This is a genomic window from Paractinoplanes globisporus DSM 43857 (genome assembly GCF_000379645.1).
Classification (GTDB): Bacteria; Actinomycetota; Actinomycetes; order Mycobacteriales; family Micromonosporaceae; genus Actinoplanes; species Actinoplanes globisporus.
Map to the genome: position 1 here is coordinate 102,481 of NZ_KB903301.1, position 25,758 is coordinate 128,238.

25 protein-coding genes are annotated in these 25,758 nt (G+C 70.8%); 4 read left to right on the top strand and 21 right to left on the bottom strand.

The window, feature by feature from the left end:
* Positions 1-24: 24 nt before the first annotated feature.
* Positions 25-1,356 carry a jacalin-like lectin gene (locus A3CQ_RS0115795; protein WP_020511910.1) on the bottom strand — a complete coding sequence of 444 codons (1,332 nt, stop codon included), beginning with the start codon at positions 1,354-1,356 and terminating at the stop codon, positions 25-27.
* A gap of 324 nt (positions 1,357-1,680) precedes the next feature.
* On the opposite strand from A3CQ_RS0115795, the gene A3CQ_RS63645 reads away from it, so the two are divergent.
* Positions 1,681-3,312 (top strand): phosphatase PAP2 family protein, encoded by a 1,632-nt coding sequence (locus tag A3CQ_RS63645; RefSeq protein ID WP_020511911.1) that lies wholly within the window; start codon positions 1,681-1,683, stop codon positions 3,310-3,312.
* A gap of 88 nt (positions 3,313-3,400) precedes the next feature.
* Here the strand turns inward: A3CQ_RS63645 and A3CQ_RS0115805 are convergent, their stop codons facing one another.
* The 5 genes from A3CQ_RS0115805 to A3CQ_RS0115825 form a co-directional block, all read right to left on the bottom strand.
* Complete coding sequence (locus A3CQ_RS0115805) at positions 3,401-4,444, bottom strand: Ldh family oxidoreductase (protein ID WP_020511912.1); 1,044 nt, start codon at positions 4,442-4,444, stop codon at positions 3,401-3,403.
* A gap of 25 nt (positions 4,445-4,469) precedes the next feature.
* Positions 4,470-6,122, bottom strand: coding sequence for a thiamine pyrophosphate-dependent enzyme (locus tag A3CQ_RS0115810; RefSeq protein WP_020511913.1), 1,653 nt, complete (start codon positions 6,120-6,122; stop codon positions 4,470-4,472).
* The gene (locus tag A3CQ_RS0115815) at positions 6,119-6,988 is read right to left on the bottom strand and encodes an amidohydrolase family protein (RefSeq protein WP_020511914.1); all 870 of its coding nucleotides are present in this window, start codon (positions 6,986-6,988) and stop codon (positions 6,119-6,121) included. The genes A3CQ_RS0115810 and A3CQ_RS0115815 overlap by 4 nt, the downstream gene beginning before the upstream one ends.
* A 117-nt stretch (positions 6,989-7,105) precedes the next feature.
* Positions 7,106-8,311, bottom strand: a complete 1,206-nt coding sequence (gene lhgD / locus A3CQ_RS0115820; protein WP_026205743.1) for an L-2-hydroxyglutarate dehydrogenase — start codon at positions 8,309-8,311, stop codon at positions 7,106-7,108.
* A 5-nt stretch (positions 8,312-8,316) separates the two neighbouring features.
* Complete coding sequence (locus tag A3CQ_RS0115825; protein ID WP_211216608.1) at positions 8,317-9,768, bottom strand: aldehyde dehydrogenase family protein; 1,452 nt, start codon at positions 9,766-9,768, stop codon at positions 8,317-8,319.
* Between the two features lie 167 nt (positions 9,769-9,935).
* On the opposite strand from A3CQ_RS0115825, the gene A3CQ_RS0115830 reads away from it, so the two are divergent.
* Positions 9,936-10,229, top strand: coding sequence for a putative quinol monooxygenase (locus A3CQ_RS0115830; RefSeq protein WP_020511917.1), 294 nt, complete (start codon positions 9,936-9,938; stop codon positions 10,227-10,229).
* 39 nt (positions 10,230-10,268) lie between these two features.
* Here A3CQ_RS0115830 and A3CQ_RS0115835 read toward each other — a convergent pair whose 3' ends face one another.
* The 8 genes from A3CQ_RS0115835 to A3CQ_RS0115870 all read right to left on the bottom strand — a co-directional run bounded on the left by A3CQ_RS0115835 (position 10,269) and on the right by A3CQ_RS0115870 (position 16,670).
* A complete protein-coding gene (locus tag A3CQ_RS0115835; RefSeq protein ID WP_020511918.1) occupies positions 10,269-10,721 on the bottom strand; it encodes a GlcG/HbpS family heme-binding protein in 453 nt (150 codons plus the stop codon).
* Entirely contained in the window at positions 10,718-11,488 is a 771-nt protein-coding gene (locus A3CQ_RS0115840) for an alpha/beta fold hydrolase (RefSeq protein WP_020511919.1), read from the bottom strand. Before A3CQ_RS0115840 ends, A3CQ_RS0115835 begins: the two co-directional genes overlap by 4 nt.
* A 22-nt stretch (positions 11,489-11,510) precedes the next feature.
* A complete protein-coding gene (locus tag A3CQ_RS0115845) occupies positions 11,511-11,897 on the bottom strand; it encodes a VOC family protein (protein WP_020511920.1) in 387 nt (128 codons plus the stop codon).
* A gap of 2 nt (positions 11,898-11,899) precedes the next feature.
* Positions 11,900-12,679: a fumarylacetoacetate hydrolase family protein gene (locus A3CQ_RS0115850; RefSeq protein ID WP_020511921.1), complete on the bottom strand. Its 780-nt coding sequence runs from the start codon at positions 12,677-12,679 to the stop codon at positions 11,900-11,902.
* Complete coding sequence (locus A3CQ_RS0115855; RefSeq protein WP_020511922.1) at positions 12,679-14,112, bottom strand: NAD-dependent succinate-semialdehyde dehydrogenase; 1,434 nt, start codon at positions 14,110-14,112, stop codon at positions 12,679-12,681. Before A3CQ_RS0115855 ends, A3CQ_RS0115850 begins: the two co-directional genes overlap by 1 nt.
* Before the next feature lie 8 nt (positions 14,113-14,120).
* Positions 14,121-15,032 carry a VOC family protein gene (locus A3CQ_RS0115860; RefSeq protein WP_020511923.1) on the bottom strand — a complete coding sequence of 304 codons (912 nt, stop codon included), beginning with the start codon at positions 15,030-15,032 and terminating at the stop codon, positions 14,121-14,123.
* Positions 15,033-15,115: 83 nt separating this feature from the next.
* Positions 15,116-16,033, bottom strand: a complete 918-nt coding sequence (locus A3CQ_RS0115865) for a LysR family transcriptional regulator (protein ID WP_020511924.1) — start codon at positions 16,031-16,033, stop codon at positions 15,116-15,118.
* 31 nt (positions 16,034-16,064) lie between these two features.
* Positions 16,065-16,670, bottom strand: coding sequence for a carboxymuconolactone decarboxylase family protein (locus A3CQ_RS0115870; protein ID WP_020511925.1), 606 nt, complete (start codon positions 16,668-16,670; stop codon positions 16,065-16,067).
* A gap of 118 nt (positions 16,671-16,788) precedes the next feature.
* Between A3CQ_RS0115870 and A3CQ_RS0115875 the strand changes: the two genes are divergently transcribed.
* The gene (locus A3CQ_RS0115875; protein WP_020511926.1) at positions 16,789-17,202 is read left to right on the top strand and encodes a cupin domain-containing protein; all 414 of its coding nucleotides are present in this window, start codon (positions 16,789-16,791) and stop codon (positions 17,200-17,202) included.
* On the opposite strand, the gene A3CQ_RS0115880 is transcribed toward A3CQ_RS0115875, so the two are convergent.
* The 3 genes from A3CQ_RS0115880 to A3CQ_RS0115895 all read right to left on the bottom strand — a co-directional run bounded on the left by A3CQ_RS0115880 (position 17,199) and on the right by A3CQ_RS0115895 (position 20,681).
* Positions 17,199-19,205, bottom strand: coding sequence for a PAS domain-containing hybrid sensor histidine kinase/response regulator family protein (locus A3CQ_RS0115880; RefSeq protein WP_157295932.1), 2,007 nt, complete (start codon positions 19,203-19,205; stop codon positions 17,199-17,201). The two genes, A3CQ_RS0115875 and A3CQ_RS0115880, sit on opposite strands and share 4 nt — an antisense overlap.
* A gap of 123 nt (positions 19,206-19,328) precedes the next feature.
* Positions 19,329-19,967: a 4'-phosphopantetheinyl transferase family protein gene (locus tag A3CQ_RS0115885; RefSeq protein WP_020511928.1), complete on the bottom strand. Its 639-nt coding sequence runs from the start codon at positions 19,965-19,967 to the stop codon at positions 19,329-19,331.
* Between the two features lie 120 nt (positions 19,968-20,087).
* Positions 20,088-20,681: a GNAT family N-acetyltransferase gene (locus tag A3CQ_RS0115895; protein ID WP_020511930.1), complete on the bottom strand. Its 594-nt coding sequence runs from the start codon at positions 20,679-20,681 to the stop codon at positions 20,088-20,090.
* Positions 20,682-20,839: 158 nt separating this feature from the next.
* Here A3CQ_RS0115895 and A3CQ_RS0115900 point away from each other — a divergent pair, with 158 nt between their 5' ends.
* The gene (locus tag A3CQ_RS0115900; protein WP_020511931.1) at positions 20,840-21,466 is read left to right on the top strand and encodes a GntR family transcriptional regulator; all 627 of its coding nucleotides are present in this window, start codon (positions 20,840-20,842) and stop codon (positions 21,464-21,466) included.
* A 179-nt stretch (positions 21,467-21,645) separates the two neighbouring features.
* Here the strand turns inward: A3CQ_RS0115900 and A3CQ_RS0115905 are convergent, their stop codons facing one another.
* Genes A3CQ_RS0115905 through A3CQ_RS0115920 form a run of 4 tightly spaced genes read right to left on the bottom strand, consistent with a single transcriptional unit; the run spans position 21,646 to position 25,735 of the window.
* Positions 21,646-23,091: a sensor histidine kinase gene (locus A3CQ_RS0115905; protein ID WP_020511932.1), complete on the bottom strand. Its 1,446-nt coding sequence runs from the start codon at positions 23,089-23,091 to the stop codon at positions 21,646-21,648.
* The gene (locus A3CQ_RS0115910) at positions 23,088-23,792 is read right to left on the bottom strand and encodes a response regulator transcription factor (protein WP_020511933.1); all 705 of its coding nucleotides are present in this window, start codon (positions 23,790-23,792) and stop codon (positions 23,088-23,090) included. Before A3CQ_RS0115910 ends, A3CQ_RS0115905 begins: the two co-directional genes overlap by 4 nt.
* A gap of 10 nt (positions 23,793-23,802) precedes the next feature.
* Complete coding sequence (locus tag A3CQ_RS0115915; RefSeq protein ID WP_020511934.1) at positions 23,803-24,336, bottom strand: FMN-binding protein; 534 nt, start codon at positions 24,334-24,336, stop codon at positions 23,803-23,805.
* 19 nt (positions 24,337-24,355) lie between these two features.
* The gene (locus A3CQ_RS0115920) at positions 24,356-25,735 is read right to left on the bottom strand and encodes a ferredoxin reductase family protein (RefSeq protein ID WP_020511935.1); all 1,380 of its coding nucleotides are present in this window, start codon (positions 25,733-25,735) and stop codon (positions 24,356-24,358) included.
* Positions 25,736-25,758 lie beyond the last annotated feature (23 nt).

Consider the following 25,758-nt stretch of genomic DNA (forward strand, 5'->3'; position numbering starts at 1 on the left):
GATCGGCGCGGACGTGAGCGGAGCTCAGCGCTTTGTGTAGATGAAGCCGACCTTGTCGACCTCGTCGCCGGAGCGGCCCTGGAAGCCGGCGACCTGCCAGCCGCTGGGCGTCGTGCGGGTGACGCAGTCCGAGGTCGTGGTGCCGCCGGCCAGGGTGTTGCCGGCGCTGGTGATGAACTGGGCGTAGAAGATGCGGGTGGTGTTGCTGTACTTGCCCGCGCAGAGCTTGACCGAGGTGACGTACTCGCCGCTGCCGAGCGTGAGCGACTTGGCGATGCCGCCCGTGCCGCCGTGGGCCAGCACGGTGCCGGTGGTGAGCGTGAGGCCCAGCTGGTCGACCCGGCTGCCGGCCCGCATGCTGATCACGCCGGCCCGGCCGGCGGCGGGAACCGCGTCGATGTCGGTGTAGTAGTTGCCGTGCGGGCCGCCGAACTGCTCGCTCATCTGGAACGACGCGCTGGCCGACCAGGAGAACTTCACGCTGATCGGGTCGTGGTCGCTGAGCATCAGCCCGGACGACGTCTCGAGGAAACCGGCGTGCTCGTTGTGGTACGCGGTGGCGTTGAGCGTGACGAACTTGCTGCCGCGGTAGAGAACCTTGTCGACCACCTCGCAGGTGTCGGTGATCGCGTTCTCGTCGCAGAGCAGCGCGTCGCCGCCGATCGCCGGCGCGACGCCGCCGCGTTCCAGTTTCACCCAGGCGTCGGTGAGGCCGTTGTTCGCCGCGAAGGCCGCGATCGTGTCTCCCGTACGCGTGTAGCGGGTGTTCGAGTCCCCCATGACGATCACGGCGTTGCCGGCCGAGCGGGACGCGATGAACGAGGTGAGCTGGCTGAGGTTGTCGGCCCGTGACGACAGGTCGCCCGCGTTGGTGCCGGCATTGGTATGAACGTTGTAAACGTCCACGTAGACGCCCTCGGCGAGCCGCTCCCGCATGAAGGTAAAACCTTTGGGCGTCAGGCAGTCGCCCGAGTCGAGCTGGCACGAGTTCCACTTCACCCGCTCGAAGTCGTCGGCGTCGTACGCGTAGCTCGAGAGCGTGTTGAGGCCGCTGCCGATGCCGGCACCGCCGCTGGTCGGCGTCCGGTACGGGTGGGTGTCGGCCGCGTAGAGGTTGGCGTGGTAGTTGAAGTCCTCCTGCACGTGCACGAGGTCGAATGGTCCGAGGCGCTGACCAATCGCGGTGGTCGCCGTGTCGCGCGGGGTGGGCGCGCTGGACAGGCCCTCGGGGAGCCCGGCGACGTTGTAGGTGAGGGCGGTGAAGGTGCCGCTCGCGGCGAGGGCGGCGTGGGGCGTCGCGACGAGGACCGCGCCCACGGTGACGACTGCGGCCAGTCCGGCCGTAATCCGACTCATGTACCGGACAGTAGGTTTTCACGGTCATCGATGGAACGCGCGCGGTAATACTCATAGGTGAAAAAAGATCGCGTTCGGGCGGGATTCACCGGTGGTTCTTGTCGTTCACCGAGCATCCGGTTTTGTGATCTCTTCTACCCTGAGCCGCCGGGCGCTGCTTCGCGCCACGGTCGCCGCCTCGGCCGCGTAATGGCGGGGCCGGCCTTGATGCGCGGGCTTCCGGCCTTAGCGTCCGCCTCGCCCACCTTTATCTCGACTTATCAGACTAATACTGCCGCGAACCTGACGGTCGACACCAACGCGGCGGTCCGCGCCCTCTCCGGCATGCAGCGCCTCTGGCAGACCGGCACGGCCTGGAACACCGGCACCGTCCTCGACGCCCCGGCGCTGCGGGCGAGCATGCGCTACGCCGCCCGGATCAGCCGCACCCGGAGCGCCGCCGACGAGGCGCGCGCCTTCATCCAGGACCGGCAGAACCAGTCGTACGCCGCGATCTCCGGCCTCGGCCCGCTCGCGCCGCTCTACAAGGCCGGCGCGCTCGCCGTCACCTCGATCACCTCGGCCCCCACCGGCACCCCCGCCACCACGATCGACGACGTCGTCCCGGCCGACGCGCCCGCCGGCTCGGCCCTCGGCGCCGGCTCCCCCACCTCGGCGCTCGGCCAGGTCGTCACGCTCGTCAACACCGTGCGCGGCTCGTTCTCCTCGGGCAACCCGAGCAAGGCCGCCTACCAGTACCCGCGCCCGTGGCGGATGAACGAGGACAGCGTGGTCGCCGACGCCGGGACGGTCGACCCGCTCGGCTTCCCGGTCTACGACTCGCCGGTCACGGTGGTGCCGCAGCTGCTACGCCAGCGCAGCACCACGCCAGCCTCCGACGGTGGTTTCCCCAGCGGGCACACCAACGCTTTCCACCTGGCCGCGCTGGCTTTCGCGTACGCCGTGCCGGAGCGCTTCCAGGAGCTGGTGACCGCCGCCTTCGACCTCGCCGAGACCCGGATCGTCGCCGGCATGCACTCCCCGGTCGACGTCATCGGCGGCCGGATCCTCGCGACCGCGCTGGCCGCCGCGATCCTCAACGACCCGGCGAACGCCACCCTCAAGGCCGCCGCGCGCGCTCAGGCCCTCGCGTACTTCACCGCTCGGACCGGAGCCGATCTGGTCGGGTTCGCGCGGAGCGGCGCCGATCGGGCCGCCAACGAGCGCATCGTCACGCCGAAGCTCACCTATGGTCTCCCCCGCGGCCGCTCGACCGCCCCGATGGTCGTGCCGGACGGCGCCGAGGTGCTGCTCGAGACCCGCCAGCCCTACCTCACCGCCCGCCAGCGCCGCGAGGTGCTCCGCACGACCGCCGTCGGCGCCGGCTGGCCGCTGCTCGACGGCCCGGAGAACTGGGGTCGCCTCAACCTGTTCGCCGCCGCGGACGGTTACGGCGCCTTCGACCGGGACGTGGTCGTCTCGCTGGACGCCGCCGCCGGTGGTTTCGCCGCCGCCGACACGTGGCGCAACGACATCTCCGGCCGCGGCGGCCTGGTGAAGACGGGCACCGGCGCCCTGACCCTGACCGGCGACAACGCCTACCGAGGCGGCACGACGGTCGCGGCCGGCACGCTGGTCGCGTCGTCCTCGCGCGCACTCGGCACCGGCGACGTGGCCGTCACCGGCGGCACGCTCCTGGTGGGCGACGCGCTGCGGGTGGGCGGTGAATACCGCCAGAACGCCGGCACGCTCTCGGTGGATGTGCCGTCGCGCTGCCGCGGCGACCTGCTCGAGATCTGCGGCGACGCGGTCCTCGGCGGCACCCTGACCGTCACCGGCGACATCGGCCGCGACCTGACCGTTCTGCGCGCCCGCCGCGTGCAGGGCCGCTTCGCGTCGGTGGTCGCCCCGGCCGGCTTCAAGGCCACGGTCTCCTACTCCCGCACCGCCGTCGTCGTCCGCCTCAACCGCGCCTGACCCGATCGGCCCGGCCGGCGTGGATCCCCCCGGGAGCGACGCCGGCCGGATCGACCGATACTCAGAACCGCGGCCGGCCGCGTGGAGATCACACCGGCGTCGGAAGCGCGACGCCCAGTTTCCCGGCCGCCACCTCGAGCTCGCCCCACACCTTCGGACCCACCGGAATGCCCTTGGCCGCCCGCGACTCGGCGATCGCCGCACTGTTCTCGCCCGGGTAGCGGATCTCGGTGTCGGGGTCGGCCTTCGGCAGGCTCTGGAGCGCGGCCAGCGTCGACGAGACCTGCGCGGTGAACACGGCCGGGTCGCCGAAAGCCGCCGGGTCGAGCGCGACGATCAGCGCGTTCTGCCGGTGCACGCGCCCCTGCGGGTCGTCGGAGTGGAACGAGGAGACGATCGGCGCGCCGACCAGCACGCTGGTGATCAGCTCGAAGACCAGCGACATGCCGGCGCCCTTCGCCCCGCCCAGCGGCAACGGTATCTTGGCCAGCGCGGGGTCGGTCGTCGGGGTGCCGTCCGCGGTCGCCGCCACGCCGGAGGGCAGCGTCTTGCCGGCGTTGCGGTACTGGGCGATCTTCCCGAGCGCGATGCCGGCCGTCGCCATGTCGAGCAGGACCGCCGGCGAGCCCGAGGTCGGGACGGCGATCGACAACGGGCTGGTGGCGACGGCGGCGCCGGTGACGCCGGGGTAGCTCATGTTCGGCATGCCGGCCACGAAGGCGATGCCGACCAGGCCCTGATCGGCGATCCGCGACGTGTAGTAGCCGATCGCCCCGGTGTGCACGGTGCGGCGCACGCCGACCGCGCCGATGCCGACGGCCCGGGCCCGGCGCACCGCCTCCTGGGCCGCGGCGGTCAGCGCCACCGGGCCGGGCGCGCGGTCGGCGTCCAGCACGGTCACGCCCGACGGCCCGGCGGAGAAGGTCATCTCGGGGGTGGCGTTGGCCTCGCCCGAGTCGAGCAGCTCCAGGTAGCGGGGGACGCGGGCGACGCCGTGCGAGTCGACGCCGCGCAGGCTGGCCCAGAGCAGCACGTCGCTGATCGTGCGGGCGTGGTCGGGGTTGGGGACGGCGGTGCCGAGCAGGGCGGTGACGAACTCGCCCAGCTCGCCGGCCGGAATCACGACGGGCATGGATGCTGCTCCCAAAACAAGCGAACTAGCGGGACACGCGGACGTTGACGATCGCGGTGGTGCCGGTGCGCACGGACTTGAGCGCCCGCTCGAGAGCCGGCCGTAACTCCTCGGACCCGAAGACGGTCTCGCCGTGCATGCCGAACGGCTCGGCGAAGGCCGCGAGCGACGGCTGGCCGCTCAGGTCGTTGCCGAGGAACTCGCCGGTCTCCACCGCCGCGCCCCGCGGGTAGAAGCGCAGGTGGTTCATCTTCATCGAGCGATACTCGTGGTTGTTGTAGATCAGGATCAGCAGCGGCAGCCCGTTCGCCTTCGCGGCCTCCAGCGACGGGATGACCGGGTTGTAGAGGAACGCGCCGTCGCCGATGGTGAGCACGACGGTCCGGTCCGGGGCGGCCAGCTTCACGCCCAATGCGACCGCGATGCCCTGCCCGAGCCCGCCCTGCACGTAGAAGTACGAGTCCGGGGCGGTGCGGCGCAGGTGGCGCTGGACGACCCGGCTGTGCGTGATGGTCTCGTCCACCACGATCGAGTCGTCGCCGGCCAGCTCCCGGAGGGTGGCCGTGACCAGCACCGGGTCGAGCCCCGTCGCCTTTTCCTCGGCCGCGCGGACGGCGGAAGGTTCCTGTGACACATAGGAACGGCTGGGTGCCGGGCCGGCCTGGGCGGCCAGCTCGCGCAGCGTCGCGGTCACACCCCCTTCCAGGTACGCGTCGGCGCGCAACACCTGGTAGACGATGTGCGGACGCTGCGGCACGTCGTCGATCACGACGATCCTGGCGCGCGCCGGCTTGCGGCTCGGCGGGTAGAACGGCGCCCGGCAGTTGACCAGCACGATGAGGTCGGCGGTGTCGACCCACGGCTCGAGGTCGCCGCCCGCGTGCAGCTCGTGGTCGCGCGGGAAGTTCACGCAGACCGCCGAGTTGGGCTCCACCACCGGGATTCGGTACGCCGAAGCGAACTCGACCAGGGCTGCAAGGCCGCCCTCCTCCCGGCCGACGGTCTCGGTGACGATGACGGGGTTCTCCGCGCCCCGGAGGAGACCCGCGACCGCCGCGATCTCGGCCGGGGCGCTGACCGTGGTACCGCGCGGCACGACCGGGTGGACCGGCCGCTCCTCCCACGGATCCAGCAGCACCTCGAGCGGGATGTTCAGGTAGACCGGGCCGGCCGGAGCATGGGCCGCCATCTCGAAGGAACGGGTCACCATCGCCGGCAGCGTGTGCACGCTAGCGGCCTGGTTGCTCCACTTGGTGAACGGCGCCGCCAGCACGTGCGGGCCGCCGACCACCGAGAGGTTCCGGTACCACTGGCCGCCCGGGTCGGGGCCGGGCCCGTCGCCGTACGTCGTGGACTCCGACGACGCGACCACCATCGGCACGCCCGCGAGCAGCGCGCCGTGCACCGCGACCGAGCCCTGCAGCAGTCCGGGCCCGGCGTGCAGCAGCACTCCCTGGCCGCGCCGGGTGACCAGCCCGTACCCGGTCGCCATGCCCACCGCGACGGTCTCGTGGGTCAGGTCGAGGTAGCGCGGGCAGGGCTCGCCGTCGCGATGGCGCCGGGCGATCGACTCCCAGACCGGGGCCCACTCGGAGCCGGGCGAGGAGAAGATGTAGTCCGCGCCCGCCGCGAGGAAGGCGCTGATGACGGCGTCGCCCCCGTCGGTCCGGGCAGTCACTTGGACGGGTCCGTGATCGGCCAGTCGAGGCACTCGCAGATGCCCCGGCCCATGATCCACTCAAGCTCCTCGGCGGTGAAGTCGAAGTGCTTGGTGAACTGCTCGATGGTCTCCACGTAGCTGAGCCCGTGACCGAGCAGCCGGGTGATGTCGGTGCCCCAGAAGCAGCGTTCCGGGCCCATCTTGTCGACCATCTCCCGGACGTACTTCTCGATGTTGAGGTTGGGGAAGGGCTGGGTCGAGTACCCGGGGATGGCCGAGACCTTCACGTAGATGTTCGGGTGCCTGTGCAGGTCGGCGGTCTCCTGCACCCAGTAGCCGATCGCGTCGTCCACGCAGCGGGCCATGATTCCCATGTGGTCGATGATGATCTTCAGCCCGCGGTGGCGCTCGGCAATGGCACCCAGCTCGGCCTTCCAGATCGGCGCGTGCACCATCGTCGGGATGTTCAGCTCCTCGGCGATGGGCCAGTACCAGTCGTTGGTGCCGTCGATCATCCAGTTGCGGTCGATCGGACGGTGGAAGGTGAGCCGGGTGCCCTTCACGTACGGGTTCTGCGCGAAGTCCTTGAGCATCGCCTTGCCCTCGCCGGGCTTGTTCTGCGGGATGCGCGCCATGATCCCGAAGCGCTCCGGGTACGCCTCGCAGGCCTCCAGCGCGTAGTCGATCCGGTCGCCCTCCCAGGACGGCGGAAGGATGAGAGCCCGATTGACGCCGGCCTCGTCCATCAGCGCGAGGCATTCCTCGTAGCTGAACGGGTCCTCGCGGTGGCCGTTGAGGCGGATGCGCTCGCGGGCTCCGGGGACCCACGGACGGTCCGGGGTCTCCTCCTTCCAGATGTGCACCTGGGAGTCGACAACGAACATGGGCTTTTTCCTTCCTCTGCCGGCCTGCCTGCCGGGGTGGCATTGACGCTAGAGCTGGGAGCGACCTCTGCTAAGTCCCTGGCGCGCAAGCGGTTGTTGCAGGAAACGTGTGATTCGTCAGCCCGCCGACTTCCCCTCGATGACGTCGAGAACGTGCTCGGCGATGGCCATGCTCGAGGTGGCCGCGGGCGACGGCGCGTTGCGGATCGCGGTGACGACTCCCATCCGGTGGATGCGGAAGTCGTCGACGAGGCTCCCGTCGCGGTCGAGGGCCTGGGCCCGCACGCCCGCTCCGGCCCGCTCGACGTCGTGCACGCCGATCTCGGGGACGTAGCGGCGGGCCGCCTTCATGTACGCCCGCTTGGACGCCGAGCCGTACATCTCCCGGATACCGGTGCGCCAGTGCTGGCCGGCCATCTTCCAGGCGCCGGGCCAGGTGGCGATGCCCCACAGATCTTTGAACGAGACGTCGCTGCGGCGATAGCCCTCGCGGGCGGTGGCCAGGACGGCGTTCGGACCCACCTCGAGCGTCCCGTCGACCCGGCGGGTGTAGTGCACGCCGAGGAACGGGTAGCGCGGGTCGGGCACCGGGTAGATCAGCCCGCGAACCATGTCGGATTTGCCGGGCTTTACCCGCATGTATTCGCCCCGGAACGGGATGATCCGGGGCTCGGCCGAATCCCCGGCCAGCCCCGCGACCTGGTCGCTCTGGATACCCGCGCAGACGATGAGCTGGTCGACCACGACCTCGCCGGCCGGCGACGACAACGTGAGCCCGCCGGCCCGCTGCAAAACCGACGTGACCGGGAAGTTGAACCGGACCTCTCCCCCGGCCGCGACGATGTCCTCGGCGAACGACGACGCGATCTTCACGTAGTCGGTGATCGCGGTCTTCGGCGAGTAGAGCGCGGCGAGCCCCGTGCCGTGCGGTTCGATCTCGAGGATCTCCTCGGGGCCGACCCGGCGCAGCCCCGGCACCGCGTTGTCCCCGGCGCGGGCGGCCAGGGCGTCGAGCCGGGTCACGTCGTCGGCGCTGACCGCGACCACGAGTTTGCCGCACGCGTCGTACGGCAGCCCGCGCTCGGCGCAGTACTCCTCCAGCATCGCCTTGCCGCGGGTGCAGAGGACCGCCTTGAGGCTGCCCGGCTTGTAGTAGATGCCGGCGTGCACGACGCCCGAGTTGTGCCCGGTCTGGTGGACCGCGACCCGGTCCTCCTTCTCGACCACCACGATGCGCGCGCCCGGCCGCCGCTTGGTGAGCTCCCGACCGATGGCCAGCCCCACGATGCCGGCGCCGATGATCCCGATCGTCTCGTCAGCCATCCCGGTCACCGCCCGAAGTGGATCGCGACGGTCTTGACCCGGGTGTAGAAGTGCAGCGCCTCGACACCCTGCTCCTTGAACGCCGAGCCGGAGTCCCGGAAGCCGCCGAACGGATGGTGCACGTCCCAGCCCGAGGTGGTCGTGTTGACCGCGATCTGGCCGCACTCCACCTCCTCCGCGAACCGGTACGCCGCCGCGAGGCTGTCGCTGAACACGGCCGCCGACAGGCCGTACTTCGAGTCGTTGACCGCATCGATCGCCTCGTCCAGGCCGTCGACCGCGCGGACCACGACCACCGGGCCGAACACCTCGTGCCGCCAGATGTCCATCTCGGTCGTGACGTCGGCGAGCACCGTCGGGTTCACGTAGCAGCCGTGGGCGAGGTCGCCGGCCGGGGCGTCGCCGCCCAGCTCGACCCGGGCGCCCTGCTTCACGGCGGTGGCGATGTCGCCGAGCACGCTGTCCTGGTGGCCGCGGCTGACCAGCGGGCCGACCACGGTCCCGGCGTCCCGGCCGGGGCCCAGCCGCAGGGCGGTGACCCTGGCGCGCAGCTCGGCGACGAACGCGTCGTAGACGCCCCGCTCGACCAGCACCCGGCTGGTGGCGGTGCAGCGCTGGCCGGCCTGACCGAACGAGGCGGCGACCACGGCGGCCGCGGCGGCCGGCAGGTCGGCGCCGGCCAGCACGACCGACGCGTTCTTGCCGCCGAGCTCGGCCTGGAAGCGCACGTTGCGCGGGGCGATCCGGGCGCGCAGGGCCTCGCCGACCTCGTTGCTGCCGGTGAAGGTGACCGCGGCGATCCGCGGGTCGTCCAGCAGCGCGTCGGAGATCTCCGAGGTGCGGCCGGTGACCACGCTCAGCACACCGGCGGGCAGGCCGGCGTCGTGCAGCGCGCGGGCCAGGTAGAGGCCGCTCGTCGGGGTCTCGGACGCCGGCTTGAGCACCACCGCGTTGCCGGCGGCGAGCGCGGGCGCGAGCTTGCGGGCCGGGGTGAGCAGCGGGTCGTTCCACGGGGTGATCGCCAGGACCACGCCGATCGGCTCACGGTGGAACGACGTACGCGTGTCCGGGCGCACGTCGTGCACGAGCGATCCGTACGCCTCCCGGGCGTGCCCGGCGTAGTAGTCGAGGAAGTCGGCGGCCTTCCCGACCTCGCCGCGCGCCTCGGCGAGGGTCTTGCCGTTCTCGGTCGTCACGCCGAGCGCGATCTCGGCGGCCCGCACCCGCAGCAGCGAGGCGGCCTTGGCCAGGATTGCGGCGCGCTCCAGCGCCGGGGTGCGCTTCCAGACGGAAAAGCCGTCCGAAGCGGCGTCGTAGATGCCGGCGACCTGTGCGGCCGTGAGCGCGGGCACCCGGACCACGGGCTGCCGGACGTCGACCGGGTCGAACACGTCCACCCAGGTCTCGGCGCCGGTCCACTCCCCTCCGGCGAGAGTCTCCATGGTTCGTACGAACATCACCACTCCTCGGGTCGCGCATTCAAGGCCGAATAGTAGGAACCCTAATCGGGGCCAACCATGGGCCTGGAGGCATGCATTGGTTGCATCCGGCGCACTCCAGGCGCGGGCCGGAAACTGATGGAATTCCCGGGCCGAATGCGAAACGACAACCTCTGGAGGATCTCGTGCCCTATGCGGTGATAGCGCACTACCGGTGCGCGGCGCGGGACGCCGCCCTCATCCGGGAAGCCCTGCTCACGATGCGTGAGCACACGCTGAGGGAGCCCGGGAACCTCGCCTACGAGGTGCACGCCGAGGACGGGGCCGGGCAGCCCGCTTTCATTCTCTACGAGCAGTACACCGATCGCGCCGCATTTGACGCACATGCGGCATCCGAGCACTTCGCGGAACACATTCTCGGCACGGTCCGGCCGCGCCTCACCCAGCGTGACGTTCTGTTCGGCGAGGTTCTGACCTGACGGAAGGCGGAGACCGCTTCACGGCGGTCTCCGCCTCGTTCAACCCCGTTTCCCCGGTACGCCCCAGGCCTGGAACTCGAGCTCGTAGCCGAGCGCCGCGAGCACCTCGTCGGCGATCTCCTGGTCCTCGTCGCCGGTGCCGCCGGCCACCCCGAGACCGCCGAGGATCTCGCCGTCCCGCTTGATCGTCACGCCGCCCTCGGTCGCCACGATCGGGTGCGCGCCCATGGTCGACAGCGAGGCGAAGAAGCCCGGGTTGCCCTCGGCCCACCCCTTGAGCATCTTGGTCGGGCGCTGCATGACCGCGGCGCTGTACGCCTTGACGATCGCGATGTTCGGGGTGAGCGGCCGGGCGCCGTCGGGCCGCTTCACGACCAGCAGGAACCCGCCGTCGTCGACCACCGCGACGCTGACGGCCTTGCCGAGCTCCCGCGCCGCCGTCTGCGCCGCGTCGACCAGCGCCTCGGCCTCCGCCATGGTCAGCTTCGTCATGCGGAGATCGCCTCCCGCACCCGGACGATCGCGGCGTTGAAGAGGTCGGGCCGCTCCCAGTACATCGAGTGCGGGGCGTCCGGGATCAGCTCCAGGCGCGAGCCCTTGACCAGCGCGTGCGCCCGCCGGACGGTGGCGGCGCTGAGCACGGCGTCGTTCTCGCCGGCCAGGAACGTGACGTCCAGGCCCGAGCCGACGACCTCCTCGACGGTCGGCCCGCCGGTCGACAGGTTCCGCAGGTCGGCCATCTTGGCGACGTTGAACGTACCCATCTGCTGAAAAAGGAAGGTTTTGGCCGGCTCGTTCTCCTGGAAGCTCTTCGACAGCAGGCGGTCGAGCACCGGCAGCTTCACGGCCTCCGAGCGGTCGGCGGCGACCAGCTCCGACAGCTCCGGGTCGGCGAGGCCGCCGAGCGAGTGGGCCAGCACGACCCCGCTGACCCGCGACGGCCGGGACAGACCGGCCCGCAGCGCGGCGACCGCCCCGATCGACTGGCCGACCAGCACCACGTCGGTGAGGTCCTCCTGGTCGAGCACCGCGAGGATGTCGCCCGGGAAGTCCTGGCCGTCGAACTCCGGCATCGAGGAGTCGGACTTGCCGAAGCCGCGCAGGTCGACGGTGATCACGGTGAAGCGAGACCGCAGATCGGCGACCTGCTGCCACCACGCGGCGTGATGCCCGCCCGAGCCGTGCACGAACAGCACGGCGGGACCGTCGCCGTGCCGCTCGTAATAGATGGAAACGCCGTCGGAGTTGGCAAACGCCATGAGTGTTTCTCCTTCGAAAGGATCAGGCAGGGCGCTTGCCGTGATAGACCAGCTCGATCATCGTGTGGTCGGGGTCGTGGATGTAGCAGAACTTCGACTGGTTCTCCGGGCGCTCGACCGGCCGGGTGTGCCGGATCCCGAGCTCCTTGAGGTGGGCGAGGAAGCCGTCCCAGTCCTCCACCTCGATGGCGAAGTGGTACGGCGCCATCCGGTCCATCTCCTCGACCGGGGTGAAGTGCAGGTCGAAGTTCCCGCGGGTCATCAGCACGACCTTGGTGTTGCTCTTGGGCGTGATGGCCTTGAGACCGAAGACCTTCGTGTACCACTCCTTGGTGCGCTCGGGGTCGGTCGTCGGGAAGTTCACGTGGTGGATGTACTTCGGCTTGTTGCTCACGTCCGAGTCGGTCATATTCAGTCCTCTGCTAGTACCGGATTCGACAGCACGCCGATCCCGCTGATCTCGATGTCCACGACGTTGCCGGGCTCCATCGGCACGGACGCGTCGGCGCCCATCCACAGCACATCGCCGGGGTGCAGGGTGATGTACTTCGTGGTCTCGACGATGTACTCGTACGGGTCGAAGATCATCGCCCCGGTCGCGAACTCCGCCTTCACCTCGCCGTCGACCCGCACGGTGGTGGTCTGCGCGAGGGGATCGACATCGGTCTCGATCCAGGGGCCCATCGGCTTGAACGTGTCGGCGTTCTTGCTCCGCCAGAAGGTCCGGTCGGCGTTCTGCCATTCGCGGGCGCTGACGTCGTTGCCGATGGTCCAGCCGAAGACCGATTCTCGCGCTTCACCCCAAGAGCAGTTCTTGACCGTACGCGCGATGACGGCCACAACCTCAGGTTCGGCCTCGAAGCGACCGTGGACCCCGGCCGGCCGGACGATCGGCGAGCGGTGGCCGGTCAGCGCGTTGTTCGCCCGGTAGCCGACCTCGGGACGGTCGGGCAGTTTCGCGGCCCGGTAGCCGGTGGCGAGGGCATGCTCGACGTGGCCGCGGTAATTCAGGCCGACGGCGTAGAAGACGGGCGGGACAATCGGCGGGAGGAAAATCGCCTTTTCGAGGGCGATTTCCGTTTTGCCCGGCAGGCCGTTGTCCAGCGGGGAGCCGTCCATCAGGCGGATCACCTCGCCGTCGATCAGGCCCCACGCCGGGCCGCCGACGTGCTCGATGCGGCAGTACCTCATCAGTCCACCAGCAGGTGCGAGACGCGCTTGGTGATCAGGTAGCCCTCGAGTCCCTCGGGGCCACCCTCTTTGCCGTACCCGGACTGCTTGACGCCGCCGCTCGGCGCCTCGTGGACCGAGCCGCCGCAGTGGTTGATCGACAGGATGCCGGCCTCGAGGCCGCGGATCAGCTTCTCGGCGGTCTTCGACGAGCGGGTGAAGCCGTACGCGGCCAGGCCGTACGGCAGCTCGTTGGCGATCGTGAGGGCCCGGTCGAGGTCGTTGAACGGGACGATCGGGGCGATCGGGCCGAACGGCTCGTCCCGCATGACCTGCGCGTCGGCCGGCACGTCGGTGAGCACGGTCGGCGCGAAGAAGAACCCGGCCCGGTCGAGCCGCTCGCCGCCGCGCACGAGCGTCGCGCCCTTGCTGACCGCGTCGGCGACGAACTCCTCCATGGCCTTGAGCCGGCGCGGGTTGGCGAGCGGGCCCATCGTGACCCCCTCCTCGAGCCCGTCGCCCACCACCACGCGGTCGGCGGCGGCCACGAACTCGGTGACGAACTCGTCGTACACGTCCTCGTGGACCAGGAAGCGGCTGGGCGACGTGCAGACCTGGCCGGCGTTGACGAACTTGGCGAACGCGGCCTTGCGCGCGGCGGCGACCGGGTCGGCGTCGGCGCAGACGATCACCGGGGCGTGCCCGCCGAGCTCCATGAGGCAGGGCTTCATCTCGGCGCCGGCCTGGGCGGCGAGCAGCTTGCCGACCGGGATCGAGCCGGTGAACGCGACCAGCCGGGTGGCCGGCGAGGCGATCAGGTGCTTCGAGACCTCGGCCGGCTCGCCGAAGACCAGGTTGAGCACGCCGGCCGGGACACCCGCCTCGGCGAAGCAGCCGACCAGCTCGACCGCGGTGCCCGGGGTCTCCTCGGAGGCCTTGACGACGATCGAGCAGCCGGCGCTCAGCGCGGCGGCGATCTTGCGCATCGGCGAGCCGGCCGGGAAGTTCCATGGCGTGAAGGCGGCGACGACGCCGACCGGCTCGTGCCGCACCGACAGCACGGTGTCGTCGGCGGACGGGATGATCCGGCCGTACGCGCGGCGGGCGTCGTCGGCGTCCCAGCGCAGCGCGTTCGCCACCCGCAGCGCCTCGCCGCGGGCCTCCCTGAACGGCTTGCCCTGCTCGAGCGTCATGACCCGGCCGACCCGGTCGGCCCGGCTCGTCAGGATGTCGGCCGCCTTGTGCAGGATCGCGACCCGGTCGGCGATCGGGATGGCCCGCCAGGTCTCGAAGCCTTTTCGAGCCCCCACGATCGCGTCGTCAAGATCAGCGATGGTGGCCAGCGGCACCTGGCCGAGGACCTCCTCGGTGGCGGGATTGAGCACGGGCGCGGTGAGGCCGCTGCCACCTGGGCGCCATTGGCCGTCGATGTAGAGACCAAGCTCGGGATACACGTTGCCTCCTAGGCGTCGCGCGACGTGCGCAGAGTCCAGATGTGGTGCGGCGGGGCGGTCTCGTGCACGTTCGGGCCATAGGTGTCGTCGACCCGGTCCATGTCGGCGGCGAGCTCGACCCGGCCGCCCGCGGGCGAGTGCACGAAGCGGAAGACGTTCGAGCCGACCGTGTGCCGGCCCAGCCGCCGCGCCTCCTGCCAGCCCTTCTCGATCATGGCGTTACCGCCCTCGATCACGTCGTCGAAGCCGGGGACCTCGAACGAGACGTGGTTGACGCTCGCCTTGTCGGGCCGGTGGCAGAGCAGGAAGTTGTGCTGGTCGGCGTCGCCGGGCACGCGCATGAAGACGCCCATCGGCTTGACGATGTCGGTCGGGATGAAGCCGAGCCGGTCGACGTAGAACGCGACCGCCTCCTCCCGGCCGGCCTTCGGGATGTTCAGCGCGACGTGACACATGCGCAGCGGGCGCACCTCGCCGACACTGTGCAGCGCCTCGTTCCACCGGCTGACGTGGCCGGTCGTGTTCGCCGCTCGTTGTCCGGCCGGCTCATATCCCGAGGGGCCGGCCACGGTCAGCCCGACGCCGAAGCCGGTCTCGTCGACGCTGTGGAAGACGCCGTCATCGTCCCGGGTCACCTCGCGGTCGGCGCCGACCGCGGCGACGAAGCCGGCCAGATCCTCCTCGGTCTCGGCGCCCCAGACGACCTCGCGGATCGTGTTGTTGCCCGGCTCGACCGACGGCGGGAGGCCCTCGGTCGCGGCGCCGGTGCGCAGGTGCAGCGTCTGGCCGATCAGCGTCGCGAAGACCGCGTGCTCCGGGCCGCGCTCCCGCGGCGCCAGCCCGAGATCGGTGAAGAAGCGCGCGCAGGTGTCCAGGTCATCTACGCTGTAGATCACCGACTCGATGCGCTGGATTCCCATTTCCGCAGCCACCCCTTGTTTCGCCGAAGGCCTTACCGATCCTATGGGCGGCAAGCGCCGCCAAACCGTTCCGAAAACGCAAGCTAAGATGCACGATCGAAGGCCGGGATCGGGTTGGCCGAGAACCATTCGGTGAGGAAACTCAGGAAGACCTCGACCTTGCGCGGGGCCTGCTGCGCGGGGCCGTAGATGGCGTACAGCGAGCGGCTCGGGACGGGCAGCTCGGGCAGCAGCACCTTGAGCGTGCCGTTCATCAGATCGTCGTACGCCGGCCGGACCGGTAGCAGCGCGATGCCGCGGCCGTGCACCGCCGCCTTCTGCAGCGCGATGTACGAGTTCGAGCTGAACGCCACATTCCGGATCTTGTGCAGGGTGCTCTCGTGGCCGTGCCCGATCCGCCAGACCGGGTCGTTGGTGTGCACGAGGCAGTCGTGGTCGGAGAGGTCGTTGGGGTCGGTGAGCAGGCCGCAGCGCTCGATGTAGCCCTCGGAGGCACACAGCACGAACGGCAGCGACGCGATCCGCTTCAGCCGCACGCTCGAATCGCGCAGGTCACGGGTGTGGAACGCGATGTCGAAGCCCGAGTCGAGGAAGTCGTAGGTGCGGTCGGACATCCCGCCGAGCTCGAACCGTACGGCGATCTTGGGGTGCGCCACCGAGAACGCGGCGATCGCGTCGCCGAGGTCGAGACTGCCGATCCATTTGGGGCAGATGATCGAGAGCGGGCCCTCCGGGCGGTCGTGCAGCTGCGCGATCTTGGCGTCCTCGTCGTCGATCTCGTCGAGGATGCGGTTCGCGAACTCGCTGTAGCGCTGGCCGGGCTCGGTCAGGCTCACCGACCTGGCCGTGCGGTTGACCAGGCGTACACCCAATTGTTTTTCCAGGTCCGCGACGTGCCGGGAGATGAGCGAGCCCGACGTGCCCAGCTGTTTGGCGGCCCCCGAGAAGCTGCCCACCTTGGCGACGGTGACGAAGCTGCGCATGACGAGAACGCGGTCCATGGATCCTCCTGCCGGGCGCGCGCGACGCCCGTCACGCACGCTCGGATGTTACGTCGTTAACCTGATTGTCAACAATCCTTGCGTAGCCCTTGACATCGGGGAAGGGGGGTTCTTTGCCCGCCTGAAGGTCGACCTGGAACGCGTTCAGGCACATCCCGAGCATAGAGAAATTGCCGAGCGAGCCGACCGTGTCGACCAATCCCTGCGGGCCGAAGAACTTCAAGGCGCCGGCGAAAGTCTCGTCGGTGACAAAGTGCTCCTCCAGCAATTCATGACAGAACCGATAGAAGGCGTCGTCCTCGAGATTGTCGAACCGCGGGACCTCGTTGCGGGCGATGGCGTCGATCGCCGCCTGCGGAATTCCCTCCTCGACGCATTTGGCGACGTGCGCGTTCCACGAGTACTGCGCGTCGAAATGCCGGGCCGCCAGGAGCAGGGACAACTCGCGCAGCCGCAGGGGCAGCGAGGACTCCCAGCGCAGGAAGGCGCCGAGCGCCTCGACGCGCTCGCACAGTTCCGGGCTGTTCAGCCAGACCTGGAACGGTCCGCGAACGGCGCCGCGCCGGCCCGCGATCCGGGCCGCGATCTCCTGCTGCCGTGCGGTCATCTCGTCCGGCTTGATGACGGGAAGTCTCATCGCTTGTCTCGCCTCCTGGTTTGGCGAGAACGTAACGCTCTCGCCGCGGAGGCCCAACGGCGTCGGGCGCAAGGTAAGGCTGCAGTCCACGTATCGCCGTTCGCCCTAGGCTCGACCCATGACCGTGATCATCAAGTCCGCCGACGTGAAGGTGCTCGACCGCGGCGGCGCGATCGTCACCACCCCGCTGATCACCACGACCGCGGCCGGCGGCGAAAACAAGATCACCAGCGGGATCAGCGTCTATCCGGTCGGCACCGGCGCCCCGATGCACTCGCACAACTGCGACGAGCACGTGACGATCCTGGACGGGTTCGCGGAGGTGCTGGTCGAGGGCACGGTGACGCCGCTGTCCCGGTACGACACGACCTACATCCCGTCCCCCATCCCGCACCTCTTCCGGAATGTCGGGGATGAGCCGCTGCGGATCCTCTGGGTGTACACGTCCGGCGTCGTGACCCGCACGTTCACCGACACCGGCATCACCGTGGAGCACCTGTCGGCCGAAGATCAGATGGGCCGCGACCTCTAGGCCGGCTCGCTCTGCCGGGAGGGTGCCGGTTCCGACGCCGTGAGCGTCTCGTGCATCCGGTGCAGCAGCTCCCCGGCCGTGAACGGCTTCTCCAGCAGCGGAAACTCCTCGTCGAGCACTCGGGTCGTGCCGAGCAGGCCGTTGCTGTAGCCCGACATGTAGAGCACCGGCAGGCCCGGCGCCCGCTCGTGAATCAGCTCCGCGAGCCGCGGGCCCGACATCTCCGGCATGATCACGTCGGTCAGCAGCGCGTCGCACCCCTTCTCCTTGAAGATGGCGTACGCCTCGGCGCCCGTCCCCGCGGCCAGGACCCGGTAGCCCGCCCCGGTGAGGATGCGGCCGACGACCCGGGCCAGCACCGCCTCGTCCTCGACGACCAGCACGGTCCGGCCGTCCCCGTCCGGCGGCGCGGCGGTGCGGGCGACCGGCACCGCGACTCCGGCCGGGGCGCAGGCGAGCGGCAGGTAGATGCGGAACGTCGTGCCCACGCCGAGCTCGGAGAAGACGTTGACGCTGCCCCCGCCGTCGGTGACGATGCCGTAGACCGTGGCCAGTCCCAGCCCCGTACCCTTGCCCTGGGGTTTGGTGGTGTAGAACGGCTCGAAGATGTGGGCCGCCACCTCGGCCGACATGCCCTCGCCCGTGTCGCTCACCTGCAGCCGGGCGTAACGGCCGGCCGCCACCGCGGGCTGCATGTTCAGCTCGTCGCCGTCCAGCTGGGCCTCGTCCGCCTCGATCACCAGCGTGCCGCCGTCGGGCATCGCGTCCCGGGCGTTGATCGCCAGGTTGAGCAGCACCTGCTGCAGCTGGCCGGGGTCGCCGTGCACGACCAGCGGCCGCTCGGCCGGCCGGGCGAACATCGCGATGTCCTCGCCGATCGTGCGCTCCAGCATCGCCCGCACCTCGGCGATCGCCCCGTTCAGGTCGATGTCCTGCGGCTGGATGGTGTCGCCGCGGGTGAAGGTCAGCAGCTGCCGGGTGAGGTTCATGGCCCGGTCGGCGGCCGTGCGCACGTGCGCGAGGTCGGCGCGCACCTCGTCGCTGGCGGCGCTCGCCTCGGTCGCGAACTCGGTGTAGTTCACGATGATGGCGAGGATGTTGTTGAAGTCGTGCGCGATGCCACCGGCCAGCTTGCCGAGGCTCTCCATTCGTTGCGCCTGGTGCGTGCGCTCCTCAAGCGCGCGCTGCCGGTCGGCGGCCTCCTTGGCGGCGCCGATGTCGCGGGCCACGACCGAGCTGCCGACGATCGCGCCGGTCGAGTCCCGGATCGCGGCCAGGTTGACCGACAGCTCGACGGCCGAGCCGTCCTTGCGAACGCGCCGCGCCTCGTAGACGACACTGCGCTGGCCGTTGCCGATCCGGGCGAGGATCTCCTTCTGCTCCGCGGCCCCGGCCTCGTCGCTGATGACCGAGACGGGCCGGCCGATCATCTCGTCGGCCCGCCAGCCGAAGATCGCCTCGGCGCCGCTGTTCCAGGCGGTCACCCTGCCCTCCAGGTCGACGCCGAGGATGGCCGCGTCGGTGTGCTCGGCGACCGCGGCGAGCGTGGCCCGGTGGCTCTCGGCGACGTCGCGGGCCGCCCGCTCCCGGGCGTCGGCCGCGTCGAGCTGGTTCTGCATGCCCGGCGCCACAAAGATCACACCGCCGCCCAGCAGTACGCCGTAGCCGCGGCGCAGGGTCCAGTAGTAGACGCCGACGGCCGCCGTGAACAGGTCCCAGACGGCGGAGGGCCAGGACCAGCCGGCCGCCTCGTGGTGCTCGTGGGCGACGCCGATCGCGCTGGCCGCGACAATGGCCTTGTAGGTCATGAGGGCATGCAGGCCGTGCCCCACCGCGCAGCTGAAGAAGATCAGCGCGGTGGCCCCGGCCAGCTTGTTGCTGCGCAGCTGCCCGGCCCGGTAGACGGGCACGACGATCGCCACCATGATCGCCGCATAGGCCACCATGATCACCAGGTTGCCGAGCAGGAAAAGCTGTTCCGGCACTATCGTCATATCGGTCATGCCGGGCTGTTGCTGAGACGGCTGTTGCTGAGACGACGCTTACATCGCCGCGGCCACTTTTGTTGCGGCGCGCTTGCACCCGGGGACGGCCCGCGGTCAGTGCTCTCGGCGGGCCACCCGCCGTCAGTGCTCCCGGTGGGGCGCGGCCGGTAGGGCGATGGCGGCGAGCAGCAGGCCGTTCGCGCTCAGCCAGCGGCCGTCGAGCCGGTCCAGCGGGCCGTCGATCAGGATCGTGGCGCCGAAGGTGCCGTCCGGGCGGAGCGTGACGCGCGCCTCGGAGAAGTCGAGCCAGGTGCGGGCGAGCGGGAACCACGCCTTGTACACGGCCTCCTTCGCACAGAACAGCAGGCGATCCCAGTTGAGCCCCGAGCGGGAGAGCTGGCCGACCTCCTCACGCCGGGCGATGGCGTCGCGCACGCCGAAGGGCAGCGGCAGGTCGGGCTCGGCATCGATGGCGACGGTCAGGAACCCGTGGTCGAGCGCGACGGCCGCCGCCCGGTAGCCGTCGCAATGGGTGATCGATCCGACGATTCCGGGCGGCCAGCCGGGCGCACCCCGTTCCCCGGGCACGATCGGCGACCGGGGCAGACCGAGCTCGCCCAGCGCCTCGCGGGCCAGCCAACGCCCGGTGGCGAATTCCCGCCGCCGCTTGGGAACGGCCCGGGCAACCGCCTCCTCCTCCTGCGGGAACAGTTCCTCGGGCACGTCGTCGCCGAAGCGTTCCGCCCAGGCCACCCCCGGTGGCAGCAGGTCACCGATCACCGATCGTCGCCCACGGTGGTGCGCGTACCCGGAGGCAGGTGTTCGACCACGGCGGTGATCCCCTCGGGGCGGGCGACCAGGTCGGTCACGCTGGATGCATCGAGCATACGCAATCCGTGGCTACTGTGGACGCCGGTCCGACAGGTCGTAGAACACCAGGGCCGCGCGCTTGTGACCGAGATCGCGCACCCCCAGCGACGCCAATCCGGCCGCGTCGAACATCCGCCGCGCGATCCGGTGCCGCTCATCGGGATCGGCCAACACTTTCCGTACGCGTGGATCCGCGGCCGAGAGCCCGAGCGCGACCGCCGTCACCAGTGCCCGCCCGAGTCCCCGGCCGGTGTCGTCCAACTCGCCGATCGCGAGGTGAATGCCCAGGTCGTACGGGTCGGCGTCGTAGTGCCGGCCGACCACGTCCCGCGGGGTCCGGTAGACCTCGAGGTACGCCAGCGGCCTGTCCTCGTGCGACACCAGGTACGGCCGGGTGCAGTCGCCGGCCAGCTGCGCGGCGAGCGTCTCCGCCCACCGCGCGGGCGGCCACGCCTGCTCCCAGAACGGGGCCACGTGCGGCTCGTTCATCCACCGGCTGACCAGCTCGGAATCGTCCCCGTGCGCGGTGAGCGGGCGGATCGTCCAGGGCGGCGTCAGGATCGGCGCCGGCGGAGGCCCAGCCGCGATCACCTTCGCGGCGATTCCCGACGTCACCTCGCGCATGCGGACCTCACGTTCCAAGATTTAGGCGAGGCTAAGCTAAGCAACGAACACCTGAAGAGGCAAGGCGGGCGGGCGGTATTGTTGCGCGCACTGATCTGGGGCGAGCACAGGGACAGCGAATATCAATGGCGGCAGAGCGCGACAATGACCGTCGGCACGTGAGCGACGCCCTGCGCGGCGCGATTCTCCGGGGCGAGTTCCTGCCGGGCGAGCGGCTCGTCGAGGCGCAGTTGATGACCCGGTTCGCGGCGAGCCGGTTCAACGTCCGGGCCGCCCTGCAGGACCTGTCGGCCGAGGGCCTCGTCGAGACGCAGCGCAACCGGGGTGCCCAGGTGCGCAAGGTGTCGCTCGACGAGGCCGTCGAGATCACCGAGGTGCGCATGGTGGTCGAGGGCCTGATCGCGGCCCGGGCCGCCGAGCGGATCGACACCGAGCGTGCCTCCGAGCTAGACGAGATCGCGTTGCTCATGCGCCGAGCGGTCGAGTCCGGGGAGTACCGCCGGTACAGCGACCTCAACCAGCGCCTGCACGCGCTGATCCGCGAGATCGCCGGCCACCGCACCGCCGACCGCATCGTCGGCACGCTGCGCGGCCAGCTGGTGCGGCACCAGTTCGTGCTGTCGCTGCTGCCCGGCCGCCCCCAGCAGTCGCTGCCCCAGCACGAACGCATCATCACCGCCATCCGCGACGGCGACCCCAAGGTGGCCGAGGAGGCCATGCGCGACCACATCGCCAGCGTCATCGAGGCCCTCCGCTCGATCGACCAATTGGGCGGCCCAGCCTGACGCGCCCGGCTCGCCCGCGGCGCCGGGCCTACGGCGGCCCGGCCTCCGGTGGGCGCGGCTAAGGCACCCGGCTCGCGGCGGGCGCGGCTAAGGCACCCGGCTCGCGGCCGCCGGCCACGCCCTCGCGCTGCTCACCCCGCGCCGCCCCGCCCCGCGCCGCCCGGCCCGCGGCGCCGGGCCTACGACGGCCCGGCCCCGGCCGGATGGTCGGTCACCGGCAGGCGGATCGTCACCGTGGTGCCGTGCGGGGAGTTCGGTCCGGCCGTGACCGTGCCGCCGTGCTGGGCGGCGGTCTGGGCGACGATCGCCAGGCCCAGACCCGACCCGGGCATCGACCGGGCCGCCGCCGCCCGGTAGAAACGGTCGAAGACGTGCGGCAGGTCGTCGGGGGCGATCCCCGGGCCGCTGTCCGACACGGTCAGCACACCGTCCGGCGTCAGCGCGACCGCCACCGCCGCGCCGGGCGGGCTCCACTTGGCCGCGTTGTCCAGCACGTTGACGACCATCCGCTCCAGCTCACCGGGTCGGCCGGTCACCGTGACCGGGGACAGCGTCGCCTCGAACGTGAGCCCGGGCGCCCTGATGCGTACACGATTGATCGCAGCCGTCACGATATCGCCGAGCTCGACCGGCTCGGGGTCCTCCCGGGTGGTGTCCTCGCGGGCCAGCTCCACCAGCTCGGTGGTCAGCGTCGCCAGCTCGCGCACCTGCGCGTCGAGGTCCGACAGCAGCTTGGCCCGTTCCTCCGGCGGCAGCCGGTGCGCCAGCTCGGGGTGCCGCTCGACGGTCAGCAGCAGCTCCACATTGGTGCGAATACTGGTCAGCGGCGTCCGAAGCTCGTGACCGGCGTCCTCGACCAGGGCGCGCTGGGCCCGGCGGGACGAGTCGATCGCGGCCAGCATCGTGTTGACCGAGCGTCCCAGCCGGGCGATCTCGTCGTCGCCGGTCACCTCGATCGGGTGGGTCAGGTCGGTTGTCGCGGCGACCTCTTCGACCGCGCCGGTGAGGCGCTCCACCGGGACCAGTCCGGCGCGGGCCACGGCACGCCCGGCAAAAGCCGCGCCGGCAATGCCGATCACGCAACCTGCGGCCAGCAACAAGGCCAAGACCGCGAGCGTACGCCGGGATTCGTCCTCACTGATCGCAACCTGCACCGCGCCACCGCCGGCGAGCGGCATCGTGAGCATCTGATAGGTATCGCCGCCGATGGTCACCTGCTCCTGCACCGGGTGCCGATGGGTGACCCCCGATGCCGCCTCCTTGCCCAGCGCGGTCACCGGCAGCGGGCTGTCCGGCGAACTGACCACACCCCCGGCGGCGTTCACGATCTGCCACCGCGGCCCCAGCTCCCCCCGATGCGGGCCCCGCCCCGGCCGCCCGACCGGATAACCGGGATCGGGCAGCGCCGCCCGGTTGGCCGCCCACTGCCCCGGCGCCTGCGAGATGGCCATCGCGTCCGCGTTGAGCTGCGAGTTGATCCGGTGCTCCTGCAGTTCCCGAACCGCCACCCACGACGCGATCGCGAACGCCACCAGCGCCAGCGCCACAGTCGCCCCGACCAGAAAAGCGAGCCGCGCGTGCAGCGTCCGCCGGCTCCACCAGGCCGTACGATCCGGCGCCGTCACAGCGGTTCCTCGCGCAGGACGAAACCGACGCCGCGGACGGTGTGCAGCAGGCGCGACTCGCCATCCGCCTCCAGTTTGCGGCGGAGATATCCCAGGTAGACGTGGATGCTGTTGGACGATTCGCCGAAGTCGTAGCCCCAGACCTGCTCGAACAGCGCGGCCCGGGTCAGCACCTGCCGCGGGTGGCTCAGGAACGCCTCCAGGATCGCGAACTCCGTCCGGGTCAGCCGCAGCGGGCGCTCGCCACGCCAGACCTCTCGGGTGGCGGGGTGGAGCCGCACGTCCGCGAAGGTCAGCCACTCGCCCTCGACCGGCGACGGGGCGGCGGGCGGGGTGGTCAGCACCGAGCGGCGCAGGAGGGCGCGCAGCCGGGCCAGCAACTCCTGCAAGGCAAACGGTTTTACCAAATAATCGTCGGCGCCTGCGTCGAGGCCGGCCACGCGGTCGCCGACGCTGTCGCGGGCGGTCAGCATCAGGATCGGCAGGATCACGCCGTCGGCCCGGAGCAGCCGGCAGGTGTGCAGGCCGTCGAGCCGCGGCATGCTGACGTCGAGGATCATCGCGTCGGGCTCGGCCGCCTTCACCGCGTCGAGGGCCTCGAGGCCGTCCTCGGCGATGTCGACCTGGTGGCCCTCGAAGCGCAGAGTGCGGGCGAGCGAGTCGCGGACCGCCGCGTCATCCTCCACCACCAGGATCCGCACGGGTCTCCCCTCATTTCAGCTGCGCGGCGTCCAGCGCGGACTGCAGCGACTCCTTGTAACCGTCGCTGGTGACGGTAGCTCCGGAAACGGCATCGATGTCGGCGCTCTGCCTGTCGAGCGTCTCCTGGCGCAGGATCGGCAGCGCCTGCGCGTTGATCTCGACATCGCGGTTGTTGTTGTTCGGGTAGGTCGGCACGCCGACGTCGGTGATCTTCCCGCCGGAGACGACGATGCTGACCTGCACCGGCCCCCACCGGGTCTGCGCCACCGACCCGGTGTAGGTCTTCGCCCCGCTGGTCGACGACCCGCTGCCCGACCCGGTGCCGGAACCCGAGTCGCCGCCCGAGCCCGAGCCGCTGCCCGAGCCGGTGCCGGAACCCGAGTCGGAGCCGGCCCCCGAGCCGCCGCCGGAGTCGCCCGCGAGCGGCGCGGTGGCCACCGCCGGCGGTGACGACGATCCCGCCCCGGCCGTGCTGGTCCGATAGCTGAACAGTAGGACCACCGCGGCGACCGTGGAGAACAGCCACAGCGTTATCCGGCGCATGTCATACCTTCCGATGAACTCACCATTCGAACAGCTCCGTGTGGACCCGCTCCCCCGGCGTCCCGGCCTCGAGCGCCGCCTGCCGTGCCGCCGCGGCCCACGCCTCCGGCCCGCAGATGTAGACGTCCGACCGGGCGACGTAGGGCGCGATCTCCCGCAGCGCCGCCGCGTCCGCATGATCGGCGTACCGGCCCGGCAGCCACGACTCGCGGGCCGCCCGCGCCCCGAGCAGATACACCACCCGGACTCCGCGTTGCCGGGCGAACCATTCCAACTCGTCCCGGAACGCGACCTCCGCCTCGTTCCGGGCGCGATAGATCAACGTCGCCTGCCCCGGCCGGTACGGCAGCTCCCCGAGCAGAGCCAGCACCGGGGTCACCCCGATCCCGCACGCGAGCAACGTGACCGCTCCACCCCCGTACGACTCGCTGGTCAACCGGCCGTAAGGACCCTCGACCAGGACCTTCGTGCCGGGCCTGAGCCCGGCGATCTTGCGACTTCCGTCGCCCAGATCCTTCACGGTGATGCGGAGCATCCCGCCGTGCGGCGTCGCCGACAGCGAATAGGGATGCGCGCGCGACCAGCCCGGCCCGTCCAGGAAGCGCCACTGAAAGAACTGACCGGCGCGAACCGGCATATGGTCCAACCTTCGGCCGGTCAGATAGACCGAGGTCAGACCAGGCCCCTCCGCGGTCACGTGCGAGACCACCAGCCGGTGCCGCAGGTTGCGCCAGGCCGGCAGTCCGATCCGGTACGCGAGGACGGCGCCCGCGGACACCGCGTACAGCGTCCACCAATAGGCCGTGGCCGCCGGCGAGGAAAGAAAGTCCGCCCCGGTCCACAACTGATGCGGCAGCGCCAGACCCACGCCCAGGTACGCGTAAAGGTGCAGAAGATGCCACGACTCGTACCGCAGCCGCCGCCGCGCCGCCCGCAGCGAGGTCACCACGACCAGCACGATCAGCGCGCTGCCGGCCACCGCGAGCAGCATCCCGGCGTAGTTGACCGTCAGGTCCCAGAAGGTCGGAACGAAACGCTCGAAGCTCCCATAACCGATCGTGATGAGCACGATGTGCGCAACCATCAGCCAGAACGAGCTGAAACCGACCCAGCGGTGCCAGCGCGCCAGCCGGTCCTGCCCGAACGCCCGCTCGACGATCGGGACCCGGGCCATCAGCAGCACCTGCAGCAACAGCAGATCCGACGCCCACAGGCCGGTGATCTGCCCCGAGGCCAGCGCGAAGCCGCTCGACAGCGCCTGAATCCCGCCGTCCGAGACCCAGAGCGCGGTCACGACCAGCAGCGATGCGCCGGCCGCGAGCCCGCCGAGATCCGCCCACCACCGGGGCGTCGCCCGGGGGAGGCGAGAGATGGGCGGCGACACGGTGGCGGCGGACATTCACCCACCTTCGCCCGCCGAGG